This window comes from Paenibacillus sp. FSL R5-0928, assembly GCF_037970385.1.
GTDB lineage: Bacteria > Bacillota > Bacilli > Paenibacillales > Paenibacillaceae > Paenibacillus_AQ > Paenibacillus_AQ odorifer.
On record NZ_CP150225.1, the window covers coordinates 1,641,570 to 1,660,494 of the forward strand.

8 protein-coding genes and 1 pseudogene are annotated in these 18,925 nt (G+C 44.1%); 8 read left to right on the top strand and 1 reads right to left on the bottom strand.

Annotated features, from left to right (window positions below):
* Positions 1-217 precede the first annotated feature (217 nt).
* The 7 genes and pseudogenes from MKZ16_RS07140 to sigK all read left to right on the top strand — a co-directional run bounded on the left by MKZ16_RS07140 (position 218) and on the right by sigK (position 16,415).
* Positions 218-5,338, top strand: coding sequence for a glycoside hydrolase family 66 protein (locus tag MKZ16_RS07140; RefSeq protein ID WP_076107169.1), 5,121 nt, complete (start codon positions 218-220; stop codon positions 5,336-5,338).
* A 267-nt stretch (positions 5,339-5,605) separates the two neighbouring features.
* Positions 5,606-6,088 carry a histidine kinase gene (locus MKZ16_RS07145; protein WP_076107167.1) on the top strand — a complete coding sequence of 161 codons (483 nt, stop codon included), beginning with the start codon at positions 5,606-5,608 and terminating at the stop codon, positions 6,086-6,088.
* A gap of 154 nt (positions 6,089-6,242) precedes the next feature.
* Positions 6,243-7,796, top strand: coding sequence for a response regulator (locus MKZ16_RS07150; RefSeq protein ID WP_076107166.1), 1,554 nt, complete (start codon positions 6,243-6,245; stop codon positions 7,794-7,796).
* 288 nt (positions 7,797-8,084) lie between these two features.
* Positions 8,085-14,093, top strand: a complete 6,009-nt coding sequence (locus tag MKZ16_RS07155) for an S-layer homology domain-containing protein (RefSeq protein ID WP_179086362.1) — start codon at positions 8,085-8,087, stop codon at positions 14,091-14,093.
* Between the two features lie 280 nt (positions 14,094-14,373).
* Positions 14,374-14,565, top strand: a pseudogene (locus tag MKZ16_RS07160) (sigma factor-like helix-turn-helix DNA-binding protein); the annotation flags it as partial.
* 179 nt (positions 14,566-14,744) lie between these two features.
* On the top strand, positions 14,745-15,842 hold the full coding sequence (locus MKZ16_RS07165) for a serine hydrolase domain-containing protein (protein ID WP_076107162.1): 1,098 nt from the start codon (positions 14,745-14,747) through the stop codon (positions 15,840-15,842).
* A gap of 18 nt (positions 15,843-15,860) precedes the next feature.
* A complete protein-coding gene (gene sigK / locus MKZ16_RS07170) occupies positions 15,861-16,415 on the top strand; it encodes an RNA polymerase sporulation sigma factor SigK (protein ID WP_076107161.1) in 555 nt (184 codons plus the stop codon).
* Between the two features lie 1,215 nt (positions 16,416-17,630).
* On the opposite strand, the gene MKZ16_RS07175 is transcribed toward sigK, so the two are convergent.
* A complete protein-coding gene (locus tag MKZ16_RS07175; RefSeq protein WP_076107158.1) occupies positions 17,631-17,996 on the bottom strand; it encodes a winged helix-turn-helix transcriptional regulator in 366 nt (121 codons plus the stop codon).
* A 130-nt stretch (positions 17,997-18,126) separates the two neighbouring features.
* Between MKZ16_RS07175 and MKZ16_RS07180 the strand changes: the two genes are divergently transcribed.
* Positions 18,127-18,870 (top strand): NAD(P)-binding domain-containing protein, encoded by a 744-nt coding sequence (locus MKZ16_RS07180; RefSeq protein WP_076107156.1) that lies wholly within the window; start codon positions 18,127-18,129, stop codon positions 18,868-18,870.
* Positions 18,871-18,925 lie beyond the last annotated feature (55 nt).

Here is an 18,925-nt window from a genome sequence, read left to right on the forward strand (position 1 = left end):
TATATTATTTATTGGGTAAACGTTTACATTCATTTCAGAGACATTCAGACGATGTGACATAAAGTTGTTTTCTAAATATAAATCTCGTCAAAATATAGTTTTTTATACTACGGTTGATCTAATTGCTGACGGAAAGACTCTTGCTTCATAAACAATATAGAAGTAGGACTGGGCAATGTGTCCTATTCTAAATAAATCACAAGATGGAGGAAATATAATGGTGAACAAGAAGAAGCCTTACATTGCATTACTCACACTTATCCTTTCGGCGCAGTTAGCACTCCCTCTGTCTGCGGGTCCGCTGGGACCATCAACGGTGCATGCAGACAATGAGAGTGGGAGCTCATTAAGCAATCAGTCAATTTTGAAAGCGATTACATACCTTGGGGTCAGTAAAGCTCGTTATTCCCCAGGTGAAGAGGCCGAACTTATCCTCAAATTGAAGGATGACGAACAGTGGCAGGGAAAGCTGAACGTTGAGATCTACAACCTGAATACGCTGATCGCCAAAGGGAGTAAACCGATTACCGTCTTGAAAGGACAAGGTGACTTGTCGATTAAATGGAAGACCCCTGATGATGATTTTACCGGTTATCTGGTAAAAGCGTGGGTAAGCGGAGCAGCTGATCATGATTATGTTACGGCGGCTATAGATGTTTCAAGTGACTGGAAGAGATACCCGAGATACGGGTACACAAGTGAATTCAGCAGTGAGACTGCAGCGCAGAGTGATGCCAAACTAAAACAGTTGTCACAAGATTATTATCTTAATGGTTATCAATTTTATGACTGGATGTGGAGACACGATGTGTCCGTTTACTCCAAAACTGATGCAGATGGTAAACCGCTAAAGGACAGTGAAGGAAATTTTGTCGATGAGGAGATCAACGCTGATACTCATTATCTGGATCTGTTAAACCGGGAATTGTATCCGCTTACGATTAAACAGCAGGTAGAGGCTGCCCAGAAATACGGCTCAGCGGCAATGGCTTATGAGATGAACTATGCGGCTCGGGAAAATTATGAAGACTATGGCGTTAGTCCGGAGTGGGGGCTTTATGGCAGTGAAAATATTGATAAAACCAATCCGCAGCAGAGCCAAAACGGTTATCACTTCGATTTCAACGGTAAAGAAACAGCCCTCTATCTTCAGGATCCTGGGAATGTAGAGTGGCAGAATTATATTACCAAACAGTTTGACCGTGCTGTAAATGTCTTTGGATTTGACGGCATCCATCTGGACCAATGGGGAGCCAATGATAATAGTCATCTCTATGATTACAATGGAAATAAACGCTATTATTCCCTGGATTATGACAAGCTGATAAACTCGGTTAAAAAATCACTGGTAGAAAATAATCCGGCAAAAAGTGATGTCACATTCAACATGGTGGGAGGGAATTTAGATTACAGTGCTGTGCCAGATCCGGATACAAAGACAGACTTTGATTACAGCGAAATATGGCATGACCGTAATCAGTACAGTGATCTTCAGAAGGTAGTGGAGGATACACGGGCGAAAAACGGCGGCAAGGCAATGGTAATTGCGGGTTATATGAATATGAAAGAGGCTACAGGTGTGAAAACACGTGGAACGGAAGCCGAGGATGTTCCTGCTGCTGTAAATTATCAATCCCGGATCTCCAAAGTTCAGGACAGCTGGGTAGGGAATTTCGGTCGCAAGGATACGGATGCGGTTACATTTACGGTTAATGCGCCTGCCACCGGTATGTATAAGCTTCTTCTCCATTATGGACAGGGTAACGGCTCAGGTTACCCTGAAGGAAAGCTTACTGTTAACAATGAAATTGCGGCTGCTGCAATTCCATTCAGTGCTAACACCGGTTGGGGGAATCCTTCGGCGACAGCCGAAGTGACGGCAACGCTGAAGGAAGGTAACAATACGGTTAAGCTTACACTGAATACGAACAGTTTGTGGCTTAATCTGCATAGTCTCGAGGTACAAGGACAAGACATTAAGCAATCTTACGATGCAGTGGATGCAAAACTCGATACCGTAAAGGTGGACCAGTACAGCCATGTTTACTATTTTGATACCAAAAATGATTATGTGACATTCCATGTACAGGTTCCTACTGAGGGTAACTACCCGCTCGGATTTAGTTACGCTTCCGATTGGCAGGAAGTCAGCCGTACACTCATGGTCAACAATTTATCCCAAGGCGAAGTTTCTTTCCTTGGACAGGGAGACTGGACAAAGTTTGCCCGCAAGGAGAATATGGCAAGCGTCTATCTGAATGCAGGCGTCAACACGATTACACTGAAGGCTCCCAAAGATGACTTGGGTATTAAGTTACGCTATATGACCCTTAATGGACAGCGATATGAAGCAGCTGAAGCTGAACTGCCGCAGACCAACAGCGTTACTTTCACGGAGAGCAAAACTGACAATTTCGGCCAAAGCGGCCAGACGGTAACATACTCGGTGTATGCCGAACAGCAGCTGAACACGTTGACGGTTATGTACCGTGGAGGCAACAGTCCGGTTATGTCGGTGCTTGTTGATGGAGAGCCTGCTCCGGATGCCCAGAATATAACTTTTGCTAAGACGCCGGGAGAATGGGATGGTCCTATGCAAGCAAAAGAGTTGTTCGTAAACATTCCACCCGGGAAGCACAAGATTACACTGAAGATGGAATCCTCCGGAAAGTATATTAATGTTGGCGGGATTGTCGCCGGTGATTATGAATACAGTACAGGCGACGCAGAAATGAAGAATGGTGTAGTTGCGGTTGTCGGTTATGTCTCGGAGTTCAACAATGAGAATGACCGGATTGTATTCAATGTAAATGCGGTTGAAGCTGGACTGTATACACTCGGTTGGGTCTATCAAAATAATGGAGCAGCAACAGTCAGCCGCAGCGTGTATTCAGGCGATCCTGCAGGAACTTTGGCATCTTTTGCACCAACGTCAGGCAGCCAATGGGGGGAAACAGTCCAAACCGGAATTTCCCTGGTTCAAGGGTGGAATCAGATTGTGATTCAAATGACGGAAGGGACAGACAGCGGTATCAAAGTGGACAAACTGAAAGTAACCGGTGATGGGCCGGAAGCAATAACCAGAATGTACGAAGCGGAATCCACTCAGGAGAAAAATGATTCGGCCTTCTTCCTTTATAAGGATACGGTACTCAACTTCAGCGAGGTAGGGCAGCAGGTTACTTATCCGGTATCCATTCCTCAATCGGGAGAACAAAGCCTGATCTTTACGTACTCCAATGCCGGAGAGTATACAAACCGTTCCCTTTATATTGATGGCGTACGGGCGAAGGACAGCAATGGCAATGATCTTGATGTTGCATTTAACGGCACAGGCAGTCTGGACGATTATTCTGAAGAGGCCTATGTGATTGTACCGTATATGGAAGAAGGCAACCACAAGATCACGCTGAAAATGGAAGAGGATGACACTCCAGGCATGATCCAGCTCCGAGGTGTGACTACAGGCTATTTCAACGAGCCGTCCGTTCGGTTAATGGACGCTGCGCTCTCAGTTATGGGGGCAACTCATATTGAACTCGGGACGGCCGATCATATCGCTGAAGGGCCCAATATGCTTGCCAACGAGTATTATCCGAACCGTAGTAAAAAGATGAATCAGAGCACCAAGACAATAATGAAGGATTATTACAAATTCTTTGCCGCATATGAAAATCTCTTGTATGACAGCCAGGCAGTCAATGATAGAGAGATTGCTGTCAAAGATGCCGCGGGACAGCAGGTCGAGCTGAGCCGAGACGGTTCAGAAAATACGCTATGGTACACCGTTCGATCTGACAATAAGAACGAGCGTTATCAATCCTATGATGTAGTCCATCTGGTGAACCTGCTGAACAATGACTCTAACTGGAGAAACTCAGCCAATGAGCCGGATGTGCAGCACAATTTGCAAGTGACTTTTCCGGTTCGACTATCTGCTCAAGATGCTTCTGGACTCAAGGTTTTTACGGCAACCCCTGATCAAAACGGGGGAACGATGCAGGAATTGGATTACACTTGGGATGGAGATCAGATTGTGTTGAATGTTCCAAGCGTCGAATACTGGACGATGCTTGTGGTGGATTATCAACCGCGGCAGTCAGAGGTTCAGAAGCTGTTCCCAGATACAGGGAACGAACCTTCACCATCTCCAGAACCTTCACCAACGCCAACAAATCCGGCAAAGCCAGGAACTTCTGCAGATGTAGCGCCGGTAGCGACTGCGGTGCAGATGGGTGAAACACGGATGATCACCGAGCAGGAGCTGAAATCCGCTCAAGGAGAAACTGTTAATATTGTGTTGAATGAGCAGGTCAAATCCATACTACTACCGCTAAATGCTGGAGAATTAATTGGCTCACGCAATTTGGTCATCCAAACAGATGGACTCTCAATGATTTGGAATGCAGACAAGCTGAAGGAGATTGCCGCGGCAGATTCTAGCGGTAAGGGGGCTTATCTTGAGCTGAGAATAGGCAATGCGGGGGCTCCGTCTAACGGTGTTTTGAGCCCTTCTCAAGAGTATACTCTGAAAAGCAAGGTGTACACACTCGTGTTAGGAATCAAAGATAAAAACGGAAAAAGCTTAGCGACGCCGGGATTAAGTCTGCAAGCAACTGTGAAACTAGAGGTAACGAATGCTAAGCTTAAGGGGAAGTTGTTGGGGCTCTACATCAAAGAACAGGGAGATGGGCTATACCGTTACGCAGGGGGAGTATTTGATTCTTCTGCCGGCACCCTGCAGGCCCAACTGAACAATCAAGGTGAGTTCGCTGTTTATGAGAGGTTGAAGACATTCTCCGATGTACCTAGTACCCATTGGGCTTACGAAGCAATATCTTCACTGGTGGCCAAACACGTCGTTACTGGCAGGACAGCGAATCATTATTCTCCATCCGTAAGCATTACACGGGCGGAAGTTACAGTTATGCTGGTGCGTGCGCTGGGTCTTCAGACTAGCGGAGACAAGGCTGTATTTGCAGACGTGCCTGACTCCTCGTGGTACGCGGCGGAGTTATCAGCCGCGTACAGCAACGGACTAATTCATGGTCGGACGGCGGAGAAATTCTCACCTGATGCACCTGTCACACGCCAGGAATTAGCGGTCTTGCTTTTACGGGCGTATCAATATGCCGGAGGACAGGCTGCAGGCAATATTACTGCTGAGTATTCTGATGCTTCAGATATTGCTGAATGGGCTCGGCTGGCGGTACGTCTCGCAACTTCATCTGGATTGTTTGTAGGAAATACAGACGGTCAGTTTTCTCCTCTGAACCCAAGCACCCGTGCAGAGATTGCACAAGCAATTGATCGGATACTGAATCTGATAAACCGATAGATTCTATTAATTTAAAGAAGCGGCAGAAATTGTTACCGCTTCTTTTTTACTAGCTGTTCTGTTTAAAGATTCATTTACTTGTGGTCGCTTTTTACTAGCCCTCAGGTCATACGGACAAGGTATGGAGTATCATAGTGCTGCTGACAATTCAGGTCTAGGAGGCCGCTTTGAAGAAAAGATGCTTGAATTGCAGGCACCTTTTCAGAAGATCAGGGATCGCTTACTCGCCGCGATGATAGGTTTGAATTTATTTTTCGGAAAGCGGAGTTGCAAGCGGTTACTCACCAAATCAATCCTCATTTTATGTTTAACACGCTGAATACGATTCGCTGGCTGGTTAAATTTGGAGATGAAAACAAAGCATATGAAGGGATCACAAACTTTAACCGTCTAATGGAAGCGTATATGGGGAAAACGGGTATGATGGTACCGATAAGAGAAGAATTGGACATTATCGCTAAATATACGGATATCTTACAGCTTCGTTATGATCTCATTTTTACCTTGCGTACCGAAGTCGACCCGGAGGCTCTCGAATTTATGATTCCACGAATGTTTTTTCAACTGATTGTGGAAAATGCTATTTTTCATGGTATTGTACCAAGCGGTCAGAACGGAGAAATCAACATCACGATTACAGATTCCCCTGAAAATATCGTTGTACAGATTAGCAATAATGGGATGGGAATAGGTGATGAGCAGTTGGAATGCTATCCCGGCTACAGCATAGACGCGACTTTTCCGAGGTAGGCATCGGTTTGAAGCATGTAGTGGAATGTATCCATCTTTATTTTCTGCCGGGCTCGGAATTGGAGGTATTCAGTAACGCCGGACAAGGTGTAGTCGTCCAGCTAAAGCTAATAAAAATGGCCATTACTAACACATGAAGAGAGGAGAGAGCGTCATGTACAAAGTGATGATCGTGGATGATGAACTGATTATTCGAGCTGGTATGAAGGCAACTATCAATTGGGAGGATGAGCGGCTGCAGTTTGCCGGTGAATATTCCAATGGGGCGGAGGCGCTTCAAGCCTTGGAGGTCGAGCCGGTTGATATTCTTCTTACAGATATCAAGATGCCATTGGTTGACGGATTGGAGCTAACGAGACAAGCGAAACAAAAGTGGCCTGATATCAAGGTGATCCTTATTAGCAGCTATAGTGACTTTGATTATGTTCGGGAAAGCGTGGTGCTAGGGGCGATTGACTATATACTGAAGTCTACCATTGAGTCAGAGGAGCTTGCAGCGCTGCTGGAGCGTGCCATTCAATTGATCGAGAAAGACCGTTTGCTTCATCAGAGCGTATCTCGGTTTCAACAAAACGTTCAAGAGGTAAAGCGCAGAAAATCCGAGCATGATTTTAAGAAGGTACTTTCACAAGACATGGATGAAGACAAGTTTGCGCAATGTTTATCAGAAGCTTATCAAGATAAAGGCTATTCGATGATCGTTTCCTTACTGAACGGGACCAAAGAATTACAGGAAAAGAAAGGGTTTCTTTACTTAAGTATGCTGAAGGTGGAATTGCAGGAACAGTTTTATTTGCATGATAACGATGGATTGTCCATTGTTATCAATGAATCGCAAATCGTGTTTTTGACGCCGCTGACAACAAACATCGTGAATTTAAAAGAGAATCTGGAGACGAGAACGGGCTTACGGCTTACCTTTGGATATGTCACGGAATCGCAACCGAAGAACTGGTTATCAAATTATCATAAGACTTGCAACGTATATGAACGTCACTTCTTTGATGGGAGCGGAGGCCTATATGATTACAGTCATAGCTGTCCCGATGGTTCTCCACAGCTCGAGGATACATATCATCCCGAACTGCTAATGAAGATCAAGGAGTTTGCACCGGATATGACGATCCGTTTAAACAGTTGGTTACAGCAATGGAAGAAAGAAAGCATCCAGGCTGAACATATTAAAAGGGAAGCATGCGATTTATTCTCAGGCCTTGTGGGTAAACATATCGATTTGCACCTTCTACTTGAATATTGTGGGCAGCTTTTGAAGAGTGAGACCTTTCATGAACTATGGACTAATTTGCTTTCAGGTGTTCACGAATGCTGCAGAGCGATTGAAGCGGATGAGCCGTATAAATCGACGAACAGTGTTATTGATAAAGCAATGAAATTCATCCACGAGCATTACACAGAGGACATTACGCTTCAGACTGTAGCAGATCATGTTCACATCAGCCGGAACTACTTCAGTCTTTTATACAAGAAACATACACAGCTGAATTTTATTGATTATTTGATTCAATTGAGAGTGAAGCGGGCAAAAGAGCTTTTAAGAAACAAAACAACGAAAATATACGAGGTAGCAAGTGAATCGGGTTTTAATGATGTGAAATATTTCAGTAAATTATTTAAAAAGATGACCGGCTTGACACCTGCCGAATACCGAGAACAGTGTCAGGGAATCGAGCATAGGGAGGTTGAATAGCTTACGCAAAATTCTGTTGAGCGCTTTGCTCTTGGTCGGCGGCTGTGGACCGAAAATCCATCGAAAACGAAGGAATCAGCCCTATTGGCTGGGTTCCTTTTTTTGTATACAGTGGGAAGTGGATATTTTTATTGTAAAAACGAAATATAAGACACCTTGCGAAAAAAATGTCTTGAATTTTAGAAATGCAAGGAATATAAGACACCTTTTCAGATATGAAAGCGGTTACCGAATATTTCTATCGCTACTATAATGGAAGTTGATAATAGTAGGAAGGGGCAAATGGAAATGCAGAGTAAAGGAAAGAAGAAACATGCTTCGTTGAAGAAACAGTTGCTAATAATGCTATGTTTCTTGCTAGTTATACAGGGCGGCCTTGCAATGGCTGGCGATTGGTTAGGGTCGGTATCGCGGGTTTCTGCGGAGGAGCTGGGTGCACATTCCATGAAAACGCTGAACGTAAACAAGACCAAGTTTACATCGGGTGAATCCGTCGAGTTTACGATAGAGCTGGATGCAAAGGCAAGTACGCAAAGTAAGCTGGAATTGGAAATATGGCACCTTAACGAGAAAGTTGCGAAGGGCAGCTATCCAACGCAGACCTCATACGGAACGCTGAAGGTGAATTGGACTTCGCCGATAACGGGCAATAATCGAGAGTATACAGCCAAAGCGTATTTGGCAGAATCCCCTAAAAGCTATGTCACGGCCACGTTCGAGGTCGCCGGTGATACGGCGCATCAAGTCGAAGTACTTGACGGAAAATGGAGTATGCCGTTGGATGATCTCGCGCCTGATAGCAATGGCCGAGTTTCGATTGAATGGGCGGACGGAGCTGATCAACTGCTGCTGCCGCTAGGAGCCAGTGAAATAAAAGGAGCGAAAGCTTTTGTCATCCGAGGCAGCGGCGTAACCGTGCAAATTCCTGCATCGGTGCTGCGGCAGGTGGCTGATTTGTTGCCGGCAGAGAAAGCGAAAGGTGCGCATATCGCTTTCATTGCAAAGAAGTTGGACTCAAAGGAGAGGGATTCCTTAGCCAACAAGCTGAATGTGCCGGAAGATTCGAAAGCCTCCTTAGCCAGTGAAATCTACGACTTCGCGTTGAAAGCCATAGATACGGACGGCAACGCTAAAACGTCGGAAGCTTTCGCTGCACCAATCGAATTATCATTTCCGTTGGGTTCGGATGCTAATCCTGAACTAGCGGGAATTTACAATTTGACAAATTTCGGCGACTTTGAATATGTCGGTGGTGAATGGAATAACGGTTCTATGATAGCGGCAGTAACGCATTTCAGTCTTTACGCTGCTATGCAATATAGCCAGGCATTCACTGATGTTCCTGGCAATTACTGGGCTGCCAACGCGATTAAGACTGTCAGCGCGAAACATATCATGAACGGTATCGACTATGGCCAGTTCGCTCCAGATGGGCTCGTAACTCGCGCTCAATTCACGGCTATGCTGGTTCGCTACCTGGGGCTTTCGGCAAATGGGAAGAAGGCGAACTTCTCTGACGTAGCGGAGCAAGACTGGTTTGCCGATGTAGTTGAGGCTGCCTTCGAATCCGGCATCGTTACTGGAACATCGGCAAACACATTCGATCCTAATCGGACGATTACCTCAGAAGAGATCATAGCTATGGTTGTTCGGGCTTATGAGTATAAATTCGGTCCTTACTATACCGATGTGAAAGCTGTGTACACGGATGCAGCCCAAATCAGCGATTGGGCCAAGGTATTCATCGACAAAGCATCTGCTCTCGGTTTGCTGCAAGGGATCGGCAGAGAGCAGATTGCGCCTAAACAAGCTAAAAGTAGAGCGGAAAGCGCGCAAATTATGTACAATTTGATCTCAAATCAGCCGCGGACTTACGATCCAATTTATAAAGCTGAGGGCGGGGAATTGAGTAAAGGAGTATGGATCGGCGATAGTGGCCAGGGTTCCGGTGGCCAAGGCTCTGGTGGCCAGGGTTCCAGCGGCGAAGGTTCTGGTGGTCAGGGTTCCGGCAACCAATATTCTGAATATTATGAAGCTGAGGATGGGGCATTGGGTCAAGGCGTCTGGATCGGCGATACGATACAGGCTTCCGGCGGCCGATTTGTCGGTGGTATTGACTCCACTAACGACATGTCCAGATACGTGGAGTTGACGGTCAATGTTCCGGCAGCCGGCCCTTACAACGTTTATCTTTCCTACGCTAACGGCGGAGGCGATGCCAAGCTGATCTTGCTCGTGAACGGCCAAAATTACGGTGTAGATATCCTCACTCCCCACACTGGAGACTGGTCCATGTTTGGCAGAGGATCTGCGGATTTTACGGTTAATCTCCAGCAAGGGAGCAATAAATTAAAGTTTGCCAATAAAGAACAATATACGCAAATCGATTACATCAAATTGTCCGCACCAGGAGCAAAGAACAAGACTTTACGTGTGGCCGGCGGCTATGAGATTGATATGTCCGATCTCCCGAAAGTGCATTTCGGGGAGCATCCGGAATGGGCAGAACTCTTTGATAAAGCTTGGGACACTCATAAAGGGAATATCAGAAAAGCTAGGAGCGCATTAAATCCCACTCCAAATTCGTATTATGTGGATGAAGCTTATAACGATTACATTTATGCCTGGGACACGATGTTCATGACGATGTTTAATAAATACGGTCTGAATCAGTTCCCGACATTAAGTTCGCTGGATAACTTCTACTATCACCAAGTGGACAGCGCAGGTCCTGATGACGGCTTTATTGATCGCGAAGTCAGCGAGGTGACCGGTGAATTCGCGGCATGGAACGCTGCATATGATGACCCGAAATCGCTAAATCCCCCTCTATGGGCGTGGGCGGAATGGGAGCAGTACCTTGTTCATGGAGATGTCGATCGCTTCACGAAAGTGATCAACGGAAAGACGATCTTCGAAAGACTCATTTCCCACTTTAATTTCGTGGAAAGAACGCGGACGATGAGCAACGGTTTATACGGTAAAACGACCGGTCTCGCCAACGGGCTTGATAATACGCCGAATCAGGATCATGGCGACCTGACGCAAACGTATAATGATCTGAGCATTCAACAGGCGCAAGCGGCATATTACATTTCGCTTATATCCAAAGAATTGGGAGACACGAATAAAGAACTGGCGTTTAAAGCGAAATACGAGGAACTGAAGCAAAAAATTAATGACTTGTTATGGTCTGAAGACGGAAAGTTTTATTTTAACCTGGATCAGAACGGAAACTTCACGAATATCGCTACGCCAACGGGATTGTGGGCAATGGCCGCGAATGTAGCTACCCCCGACCGCGCCGATGCGATGATTAGAAATTACGCCTTGAACTCGGAGAAAATGTTCCGTCCGAACGGCTTATCTACGGTAACCTATGATTATGCGAACCCGAATAACCCCAACAGCAAGTTTTGGCCGATGGGCAACTATTGGGAAGGCGCTGTTTGGGCACCTACGTCTTATCAATATATGAAGGGATTGCATAACTACGGTTACAATGAGTTGGCGTTCCAGGAGGGTATCCGTCATCTTAATATGCTGACCGACGTATATGAGGCTGGCAAAACCGATGACAAGATCGGGCAGGCTACCTTCTGGGAGAATTATTCAAGCGAATATACGTTGATGGGGCAACGACAATTTGACCATGAGTATGCCCGCTCCCATTTTGTCGGTTGGACCGGAGATTTGGTGATAGGCAGCATGATTGAAGATGTGATCGGTGTTAGATTGAATGCGCCGGCCAATAAGGTGAATTGGAATATCAACCTTGTTGAAGAACACGGCATCAGCAATCTTTATATGAAGCATCAAGGTGTAGCGAATCGGATTTCCTTGTCCGCCGCCAAGCGCAAAAGCGCTGCTTCATCGGTGCAGATCACAGTCACCGCAACACACGATTTTACACTGAATGTAACTAGCAATGGTGTGGAAAAAACGTTCCAAGTTGAAGCGGGGACCCATGACTACATCATTGCGGGCCAAGATGAGGAAGAAGCTTATCTGGCTGCTGGCGCTCACAAATTTGATTCGGCACACAGCGATCTGAGCAAAGCACAGTTGGATGCTAACGCGGCTGATTATGTGGTGTTCACCTCACAAACAAATGCGCAGATCAAAGACGGTATCCAGAACAGGCTGCAAAAAGGTAATTTGATCTATAATATCAACACCATTGGCTATCGAGCGAATTCTTCTGAAAATCCGATGAGCTTGGCTGACAATCAAGAAGCGACCGCGCTAGGCTTCAACAATGCGAAGAGTATTGTGAAAGCAGGTTACAGCGAGGGAGAGGAAGGCTTTATGCTCATGGTTCCCGCCGATAACGCCTTGAAAACATTGAAGGTGTTGGTGGGGGTAAAGAATGCTAAAGTAACCATTAAAAGCAGCCTGTCCGATGGCTCCAGAAAACGCCAAAGCCAGGTATTGTATGGAAACGATACAGAACAAACCTACTTGGTTGAAATTCCGTACAGAGCTTCCGCTGACGGCAATTATTTGCAGGTCGAAAATGTGATTGAACACGGAAACCTGAACGGTACCATTTCCTTGAAAGGTATTTTCTTGTACGAAGGCGGCAGTGAGATTCCACAACAAATGGATAAGGTCACAGTAAGCTCTAGCGACCGCCAACTTGTCATTGGGGCACAACCAATGGATTCGATCGACAGCTACCGGATTTACTACGGTACAGACCGGGCCGAATTGAATCAGGTCGTTGAAGCAAATAATCTGCCGTACACCATTACGAATTTGGTTAACTACAAAAAATATTACGTAGCGGTTGCAGGCGTAAAGGCAGGAACAGAAGGTACCCGCAGTGATGTGGTCAGCGGGATACCGGAAGAAAGGCCGATGTCGGACAGCGAACGCGCCACCAAGGATATTGAGGCTGCGTGGGACGTCGTGTTGAATGGAAACCAGAGCTTTGATGCCATTACAGGGAACTTGAACTTCGCGGTGCAAGGCAATCTGTATGGCAGCAATCTCATTGTTGAAAGTACTAATTCTGGCAATGTCTACGGAGTAATGTCAGATGGTACCGTAAAGAATCCAATCCAGCCGCACCTCAACGTAGAGGGCACACTGAAGATATCGTCCACTTATAATGGGACAACGGTACAAATGTCGAAGAATATTACAGTTGTGGCGCTGTCGCCGCAGGAAGTAGCTTCTGTTTCTGGTTCAGTCGTAGATTTCACCGGGAATACGCTGGATCTAACGGCTGAAGGTACCAAGGACTGGACGCAATATTATAGTGGAGACGAGAATGTATTCGCTCGGAAGCAAGGCGCGAATTTCATTACCGGCTTCAAGCGATTGAGTGCCGGAGACGGGAACGCAACCGATTCGCCGATCTCTTTCAGTGCTACGGATGCTGGCGGACATGCGCCAGCGAATCAGAATGTCATTACTCACCGTGCTTCCGGGCAGGTAGGGTTTGAATTTAATTTGCCGACAAGCGAGCAAGTGCAGCAAGTTCATGTATACCCGTTGGCCTATGATTCCGTTGTGCAGTTGGACTTCTTGGTCAATGGCAGAGTCCTTTACAGCGATCAAATCTCGCAAGTGAACGGTTCGAAGATCGGTAAATTTACGATCGATTATAAAGCATTGAATTTGACAGACCAAATCAAAGTACGTCTGCGTATGGTCACGGATTATCACACCAATTCCTGGGGAGGCAGCGCTGGTCTTGCGGCTGTAACGTTGCAAGAAGAGGCTAAACCAACGCCTTATGTTGCTGGTACAGTCGCAGATTTTACAGGGAATACGTTGAATCTAACGGCTGAAGGTACCAAGGATTGGACGCAATATTTTAGTGGAGACGAGAATGTCTTCGCTCGGAAGCAAGGCGCAAATTCCATTGCCGGCTTCAAGCGATTGGGTGCCGGAGACGGGAACGCAACTGATTCGCCAATCTCTTTTAACGCAACGGATGCTGACGGAGCTGCGCCAGAGGATCAGCATGTCATTACTTACCGCGGCTCCGAGTCGGCAGGGTTTGAATTTGATTTGCCGACAAGCGAGGAAGTACAGCAAGTACATGTATATCCGTTGGCCTATGACTCCGTTATGAAGTTGGAATTCTTAATCAATGGCAGGGTCCTTTACAGCGATCAACTCTCGCAAGTAAACGGCTCCACGATCGGTAAATTCACGATCAAGTATAAAGCGTTGAATTTGGCAGACCAAATCAAAGTACGCCTAAGTATGGTCACGGATCATCACACCAATTCTTGGGGAGGAAGCATCGGTCTTGCGGCTGTAACGTTGCAAGAAACGAATTAACTGGTGAAGAACATGGTTCCGATTAAGAGTCCTGTGGATGAGAAACTGAACCGTACCTAAATCGCACAAGTGATATTCAATCTATTCCAGAAATGACAAAAGGGGAATGACTGCTGATGAGTCGCAAATGGCTTGTCTGTGGTCACTCCCCTTTTTAGACTTGAATATCATCTTTCGACTAAAGGAAGGTCACAAAAACGGAAGGGAGATCTAAAATAGGGCGGTATACTAAGATGAAACAAATGAATGTGAGGAGATGATAAATCATGAACACATTTCAAAAGAGGTTGTCGTGGGGCGGTTTGGATTGGATACAGGTGGAGACGAGAGGACACAGCGGGAGATTGCGAAGGAACTGGGGATCTCGCGGAGTTATGTTTCGCGGATAGAGAAGAGGGCGCTGATGAAGTTGTATCATGAGTTTTATAAGGCGAAGCGGTTAGGGAATAGGAACTGTCTCTCCAGCGTGTAGTCCAGAAATATCTACCAAATCGCCCTGTAAGCTTATGCTTGCGAGGCGATTTTTTTTACATAATTGGAACGTGAATTCTAGCATAACGTACGGTATATTAAGGTGAGAGTTGATGGGAACTCGATAGCGGATTGCTTATTAAAAGCTGAAATCAATGTATTTATAGGGGGGGGATTCTTTTGTCAAATTATTTTAAATTCGTTGCTATCTTCGGTTTAGTTTTTGTACTGGTTTCCTGTTCAGACAACAGTGTCAACAGCGCCAACAGTATTAATGATACGCTGCCGCAAGCGAATGAAATAGTCCACAAGGATGCCTTTGAAGAAAAGCTTGATCAGTATATGTCCAAGAACTATTCGGGATCTGTGCTTCTCGTCAAAGATAACAAGGTTATAATTTCCAAGGGATACAATATGGCGGACTATAATAATAACCTGCCTAATGGACGAGATACTATCCATCAAATCGGTTCGCTTACTAAAGCATTTACCGCTGCAGCTATCTTACAGCTTCAAGAGGCCGGTAAGCTGAGTGTCGACGACCCCGTAAATACATATATTAAGGATTACCCTAATGATAGAGTCACACTTTACCACTTGTTGACCCACACATCCGGGATCCCCAATTATACCAATTCTCCGGATTTTCTAAAATCAATAAACATTAAAATTAGCGTTGACGATTTAATTGCCAAATTCAAAGACAAGTCACTAGAGTTTGAACCGGGCAGCCGATTTTCTTACAGTAACTCCGGGTATGTGCTGCTAGGTGCTGTGATTGAGCAAGTTAGCGGACAGTCGTATGGCGACTATCTGAATGAGCATATTTTTACACCTCTCGATATGAAAAGATCAGGTTATTTAACAAAAGACAACAACCATACAGATATTGCTGTTGGGTATTCACTTATTACTCCCGACATCTCTGAGATAGCCCGGCCTATCGATATGACCGTCCCTTATTCAGCTGGCGGTATATATTCCTCCGTACAAGATCTTTATAAATGGCTTCTAGGGCTCGAGAACGGGACAATCATCAGTGATGCATCATGGGAAGCGATGCGCAAACCGAATCTGGATGAATACGCTTTGGGATGGGGGATACCCGATCCAATGGGGATGATGTACGCACATAATGGGGCAATCAATGGTTTCTCTTCTGAGATTTGGAGAGATATGTCTCAGGGGACAGCGGTCATTCTGCTCAGCAATGCAGAGGGAATCAACCTTGGGGATATGAGAGATGTGCTGTTACGCATGCTTGATTCGGAGGAATAGGCCTTACAGTTTGATGATATAACGAGGAATAAGCAATTATTTTTGACATCATATCGTGTCCACAACCTCAAAAAATTCGATAATACCGGCGAAGACATGGAGGATTTAATCTCCATCGGCACCATCGGCCTGATTAAAGCTATCGAGAGCTACCGCCCGAACAAAGGCACAAAGCTGGCCACTTTTGCTGCCCGTTGTATTGAAAACGAAATTCTGATGCACCTAAGATCCTTGAAGAAGACTCGTAAAGATGTATCTCTGCACGACCCAATTGGGACAGACAAGGAAGGTAATGAAATTACACTCATTGATATCCTCGGTTCGGAAGCGGATGATGTTATTAAAGAAGTGGATCTGAAGATCGAGAAGAGCAAGATTTACCGCAACCTCGATATACTGGATGATCGGGAAAAAGAAGTTGTTGTGGGGCGGTTTGGATTGGATACAGGTGGGGAAGAGCGGACGCAGCGGGAGATAGCGAAGGAGCTTGGGATCTCGCGGAGTTATGTTTCGCGGATAGAGAAGAGGGCGCTCATGAAGCTGTATCATGAGTTTTATAAGGCGAAGCGGTAAGTTCAAAATAGTGTAATTTAACTTAAATCGGTAGAAGCTTGATGTTTTGAAAGCAACTTTTCTACGGGAAAGTTGCTTTTTCATTATCATATTAGGAAAGTACTTATATAGTACATAAGAACAAGAGGTTTAATAACTTTCTAGCTATTAGAGGAGTGCTACAATGAGATACAAAGAAATTTATGACCTCCATGTTCAACTGTTACATGTATATGAAAATAATGAGATATATCAAGGTCCATATCAGACACAAATAAATTATTACAAGAGACAATTTTATATAGCTGAAGATATTGTTCAACGTATTTTTGTTTTAAATCAGCTATTGAAAATCCAAGAAAAAAGTAGAGAAATAAAGATAAAGTGGTGTTAAGAAGAATATTTTAAATGATGTCTGGATTTACTGTGAGAAAGATGAGGCTACGAAAATTCTAATCAAAAAACATTAAAGAGAAGTTGGGGGGGGCCAATGCTTACAATTTTGCTAAAGAAATAGATTCAATTCATAAAGCCGTTAACAAAAAAATGATCCATCTGAACCTAATCAGATTGTTATAGGTCATTTGAAAAATCGAATAAAGTCAAATCTGAAATAAGCCTTGAATTAAAAGCTTGAATATGAATAAGTAAGTTATCGCCCTTTTCGTATTAGAGAGGGTAGTTAACATGTTAAAAATACTTAGTACACCCAAGTGGCTTTATAAATGCGACAAGCGATGGCTAGATTACTGGTTATGAAATACAACTGCGTATTCCTTAATACAGAGAAATCCCTGTGTGAGGTGAATTATGTTAACTATGTGATCCAATTGTTCTAAATGAGAATTAGTTTGATTAGGATTTATACGCGCTATACTCAAAATATTTATTTGAAAAATAGTGTTTTTTATACAGCTAATAAATGCTTATTCCATCGCGCTTATTATTATTTGGGATTTCATTATACAATCAAATGCTAATGCTGCAAAAATACGAATAGCCTATTCCGCTTACGTGAACTTAGTGGTGAGGTGTTTTCTATGATTTAGCTTTTTCTCGTTTGTTGAACTAACTGGCAGGATAGTTGACTAAGGTATTAGAAAACCAGATTGGAATGCCGACATGTTGGGAAAAATATATACGTAAAAGAGTCGAATTCTTTGCTTATAAGAATTCGACTCTTTTACGTTACATCAGAAATTTTATGGATACAAGGTCTGCAGTTATATAGGCTTATTATTCTATTTTTTCTCCGTATTTCTTCCCTAAATCCCCCATCAAATCAAGGATAGGAATAAATTCCTTCCCTTTTGATGTTAATGAATATTCAACGCGTGGAGGTACCTCTGGAAACACATTACGTTCAATTAAACCGTCAGCTTCTAGCTCTCGTAGTTGTTTTGTAAGTGAACCTTGTGAAATATCCCATAAAAAAGCTTTAATTTCATTGTAACGATATTCTTTTGATTTTAGAAACCAAAGGATGAGACATTTCCAACGACCCGATAGAATACTTTGAGTATAAGAAATTCCATAGACTTCTCTATTTTCTTTAATAAAATCCTTTTCAAATTCATAGCCATCCTTACAAATTCTAGCCATCATATCACCTTTATGTTCTCTATAGTACGAAAAAGTGTACTACAGCAATTTTTATTGCCTACTTCAAAAATTAGAGTATTGAGCTTAGTATATGATCTATATTTTAAAAACACAATCTGGAGGAATAATAATGAGATTTGGAATTATAGGTGCAGGACCAATAGGAACAACGATAGCTAATAAACTATTTATGAATAGACATGACGTCAAAATTGCGGATGCTCGAGGAATTGAACGTTTAGAAGGAAAAGAGATTGCTGGAACACCTGTGAGTGTAGAAGATGTAATTAAAAATATTGATGTTCTGATCGTATCTATCCCTTTTCATGCAATGCCAAGCATTCGTAGTATTGTAGATAAAGCTGGTGAGGAAGTAATTGTTGTAGACACTTCAAATTATTATCCTTTTAGGGACAATAAAGTTGAAGAAATTGAGGCCGGGAAGGTTGAAAGTGTGTGGGTTGCAAATCAATTAGGTAGACCTATTATCAAAGCTTTCAATAATCAATTAGCTTATACTCTTGAGAATAAAGGAACCCTCGAAGGTACTAGTGATCGCATTGCCATGGCGGTTGCTGGTAATGATCTATCACAAAAACAAATCATTATGGACGTAGTAAACGAGCTAGGCTTCGACGCAATAGATAGTGGTTCTTTAAGTGATTCGTGGAGACAACAGCCAGGAACTCCTGCATACTGTACAGAACTAACAAAAGAGGAGCTAACAGAAGCTTTGAAAAGGGCAAACAAAGAGAAATCCCCGTTCCTACGGGATAAAGTATTAGGAAATTTCTCAGCTGAATTTACACATGAAGATATTGTGAAGCTAAACAGAGAAACATATAACTCCTATCTGAGGGGGAACTCGAACTAGTCAAGAGCAATATAAACATTGATATCTATATCAAGTTGGAAACGTTTCAAAAAAA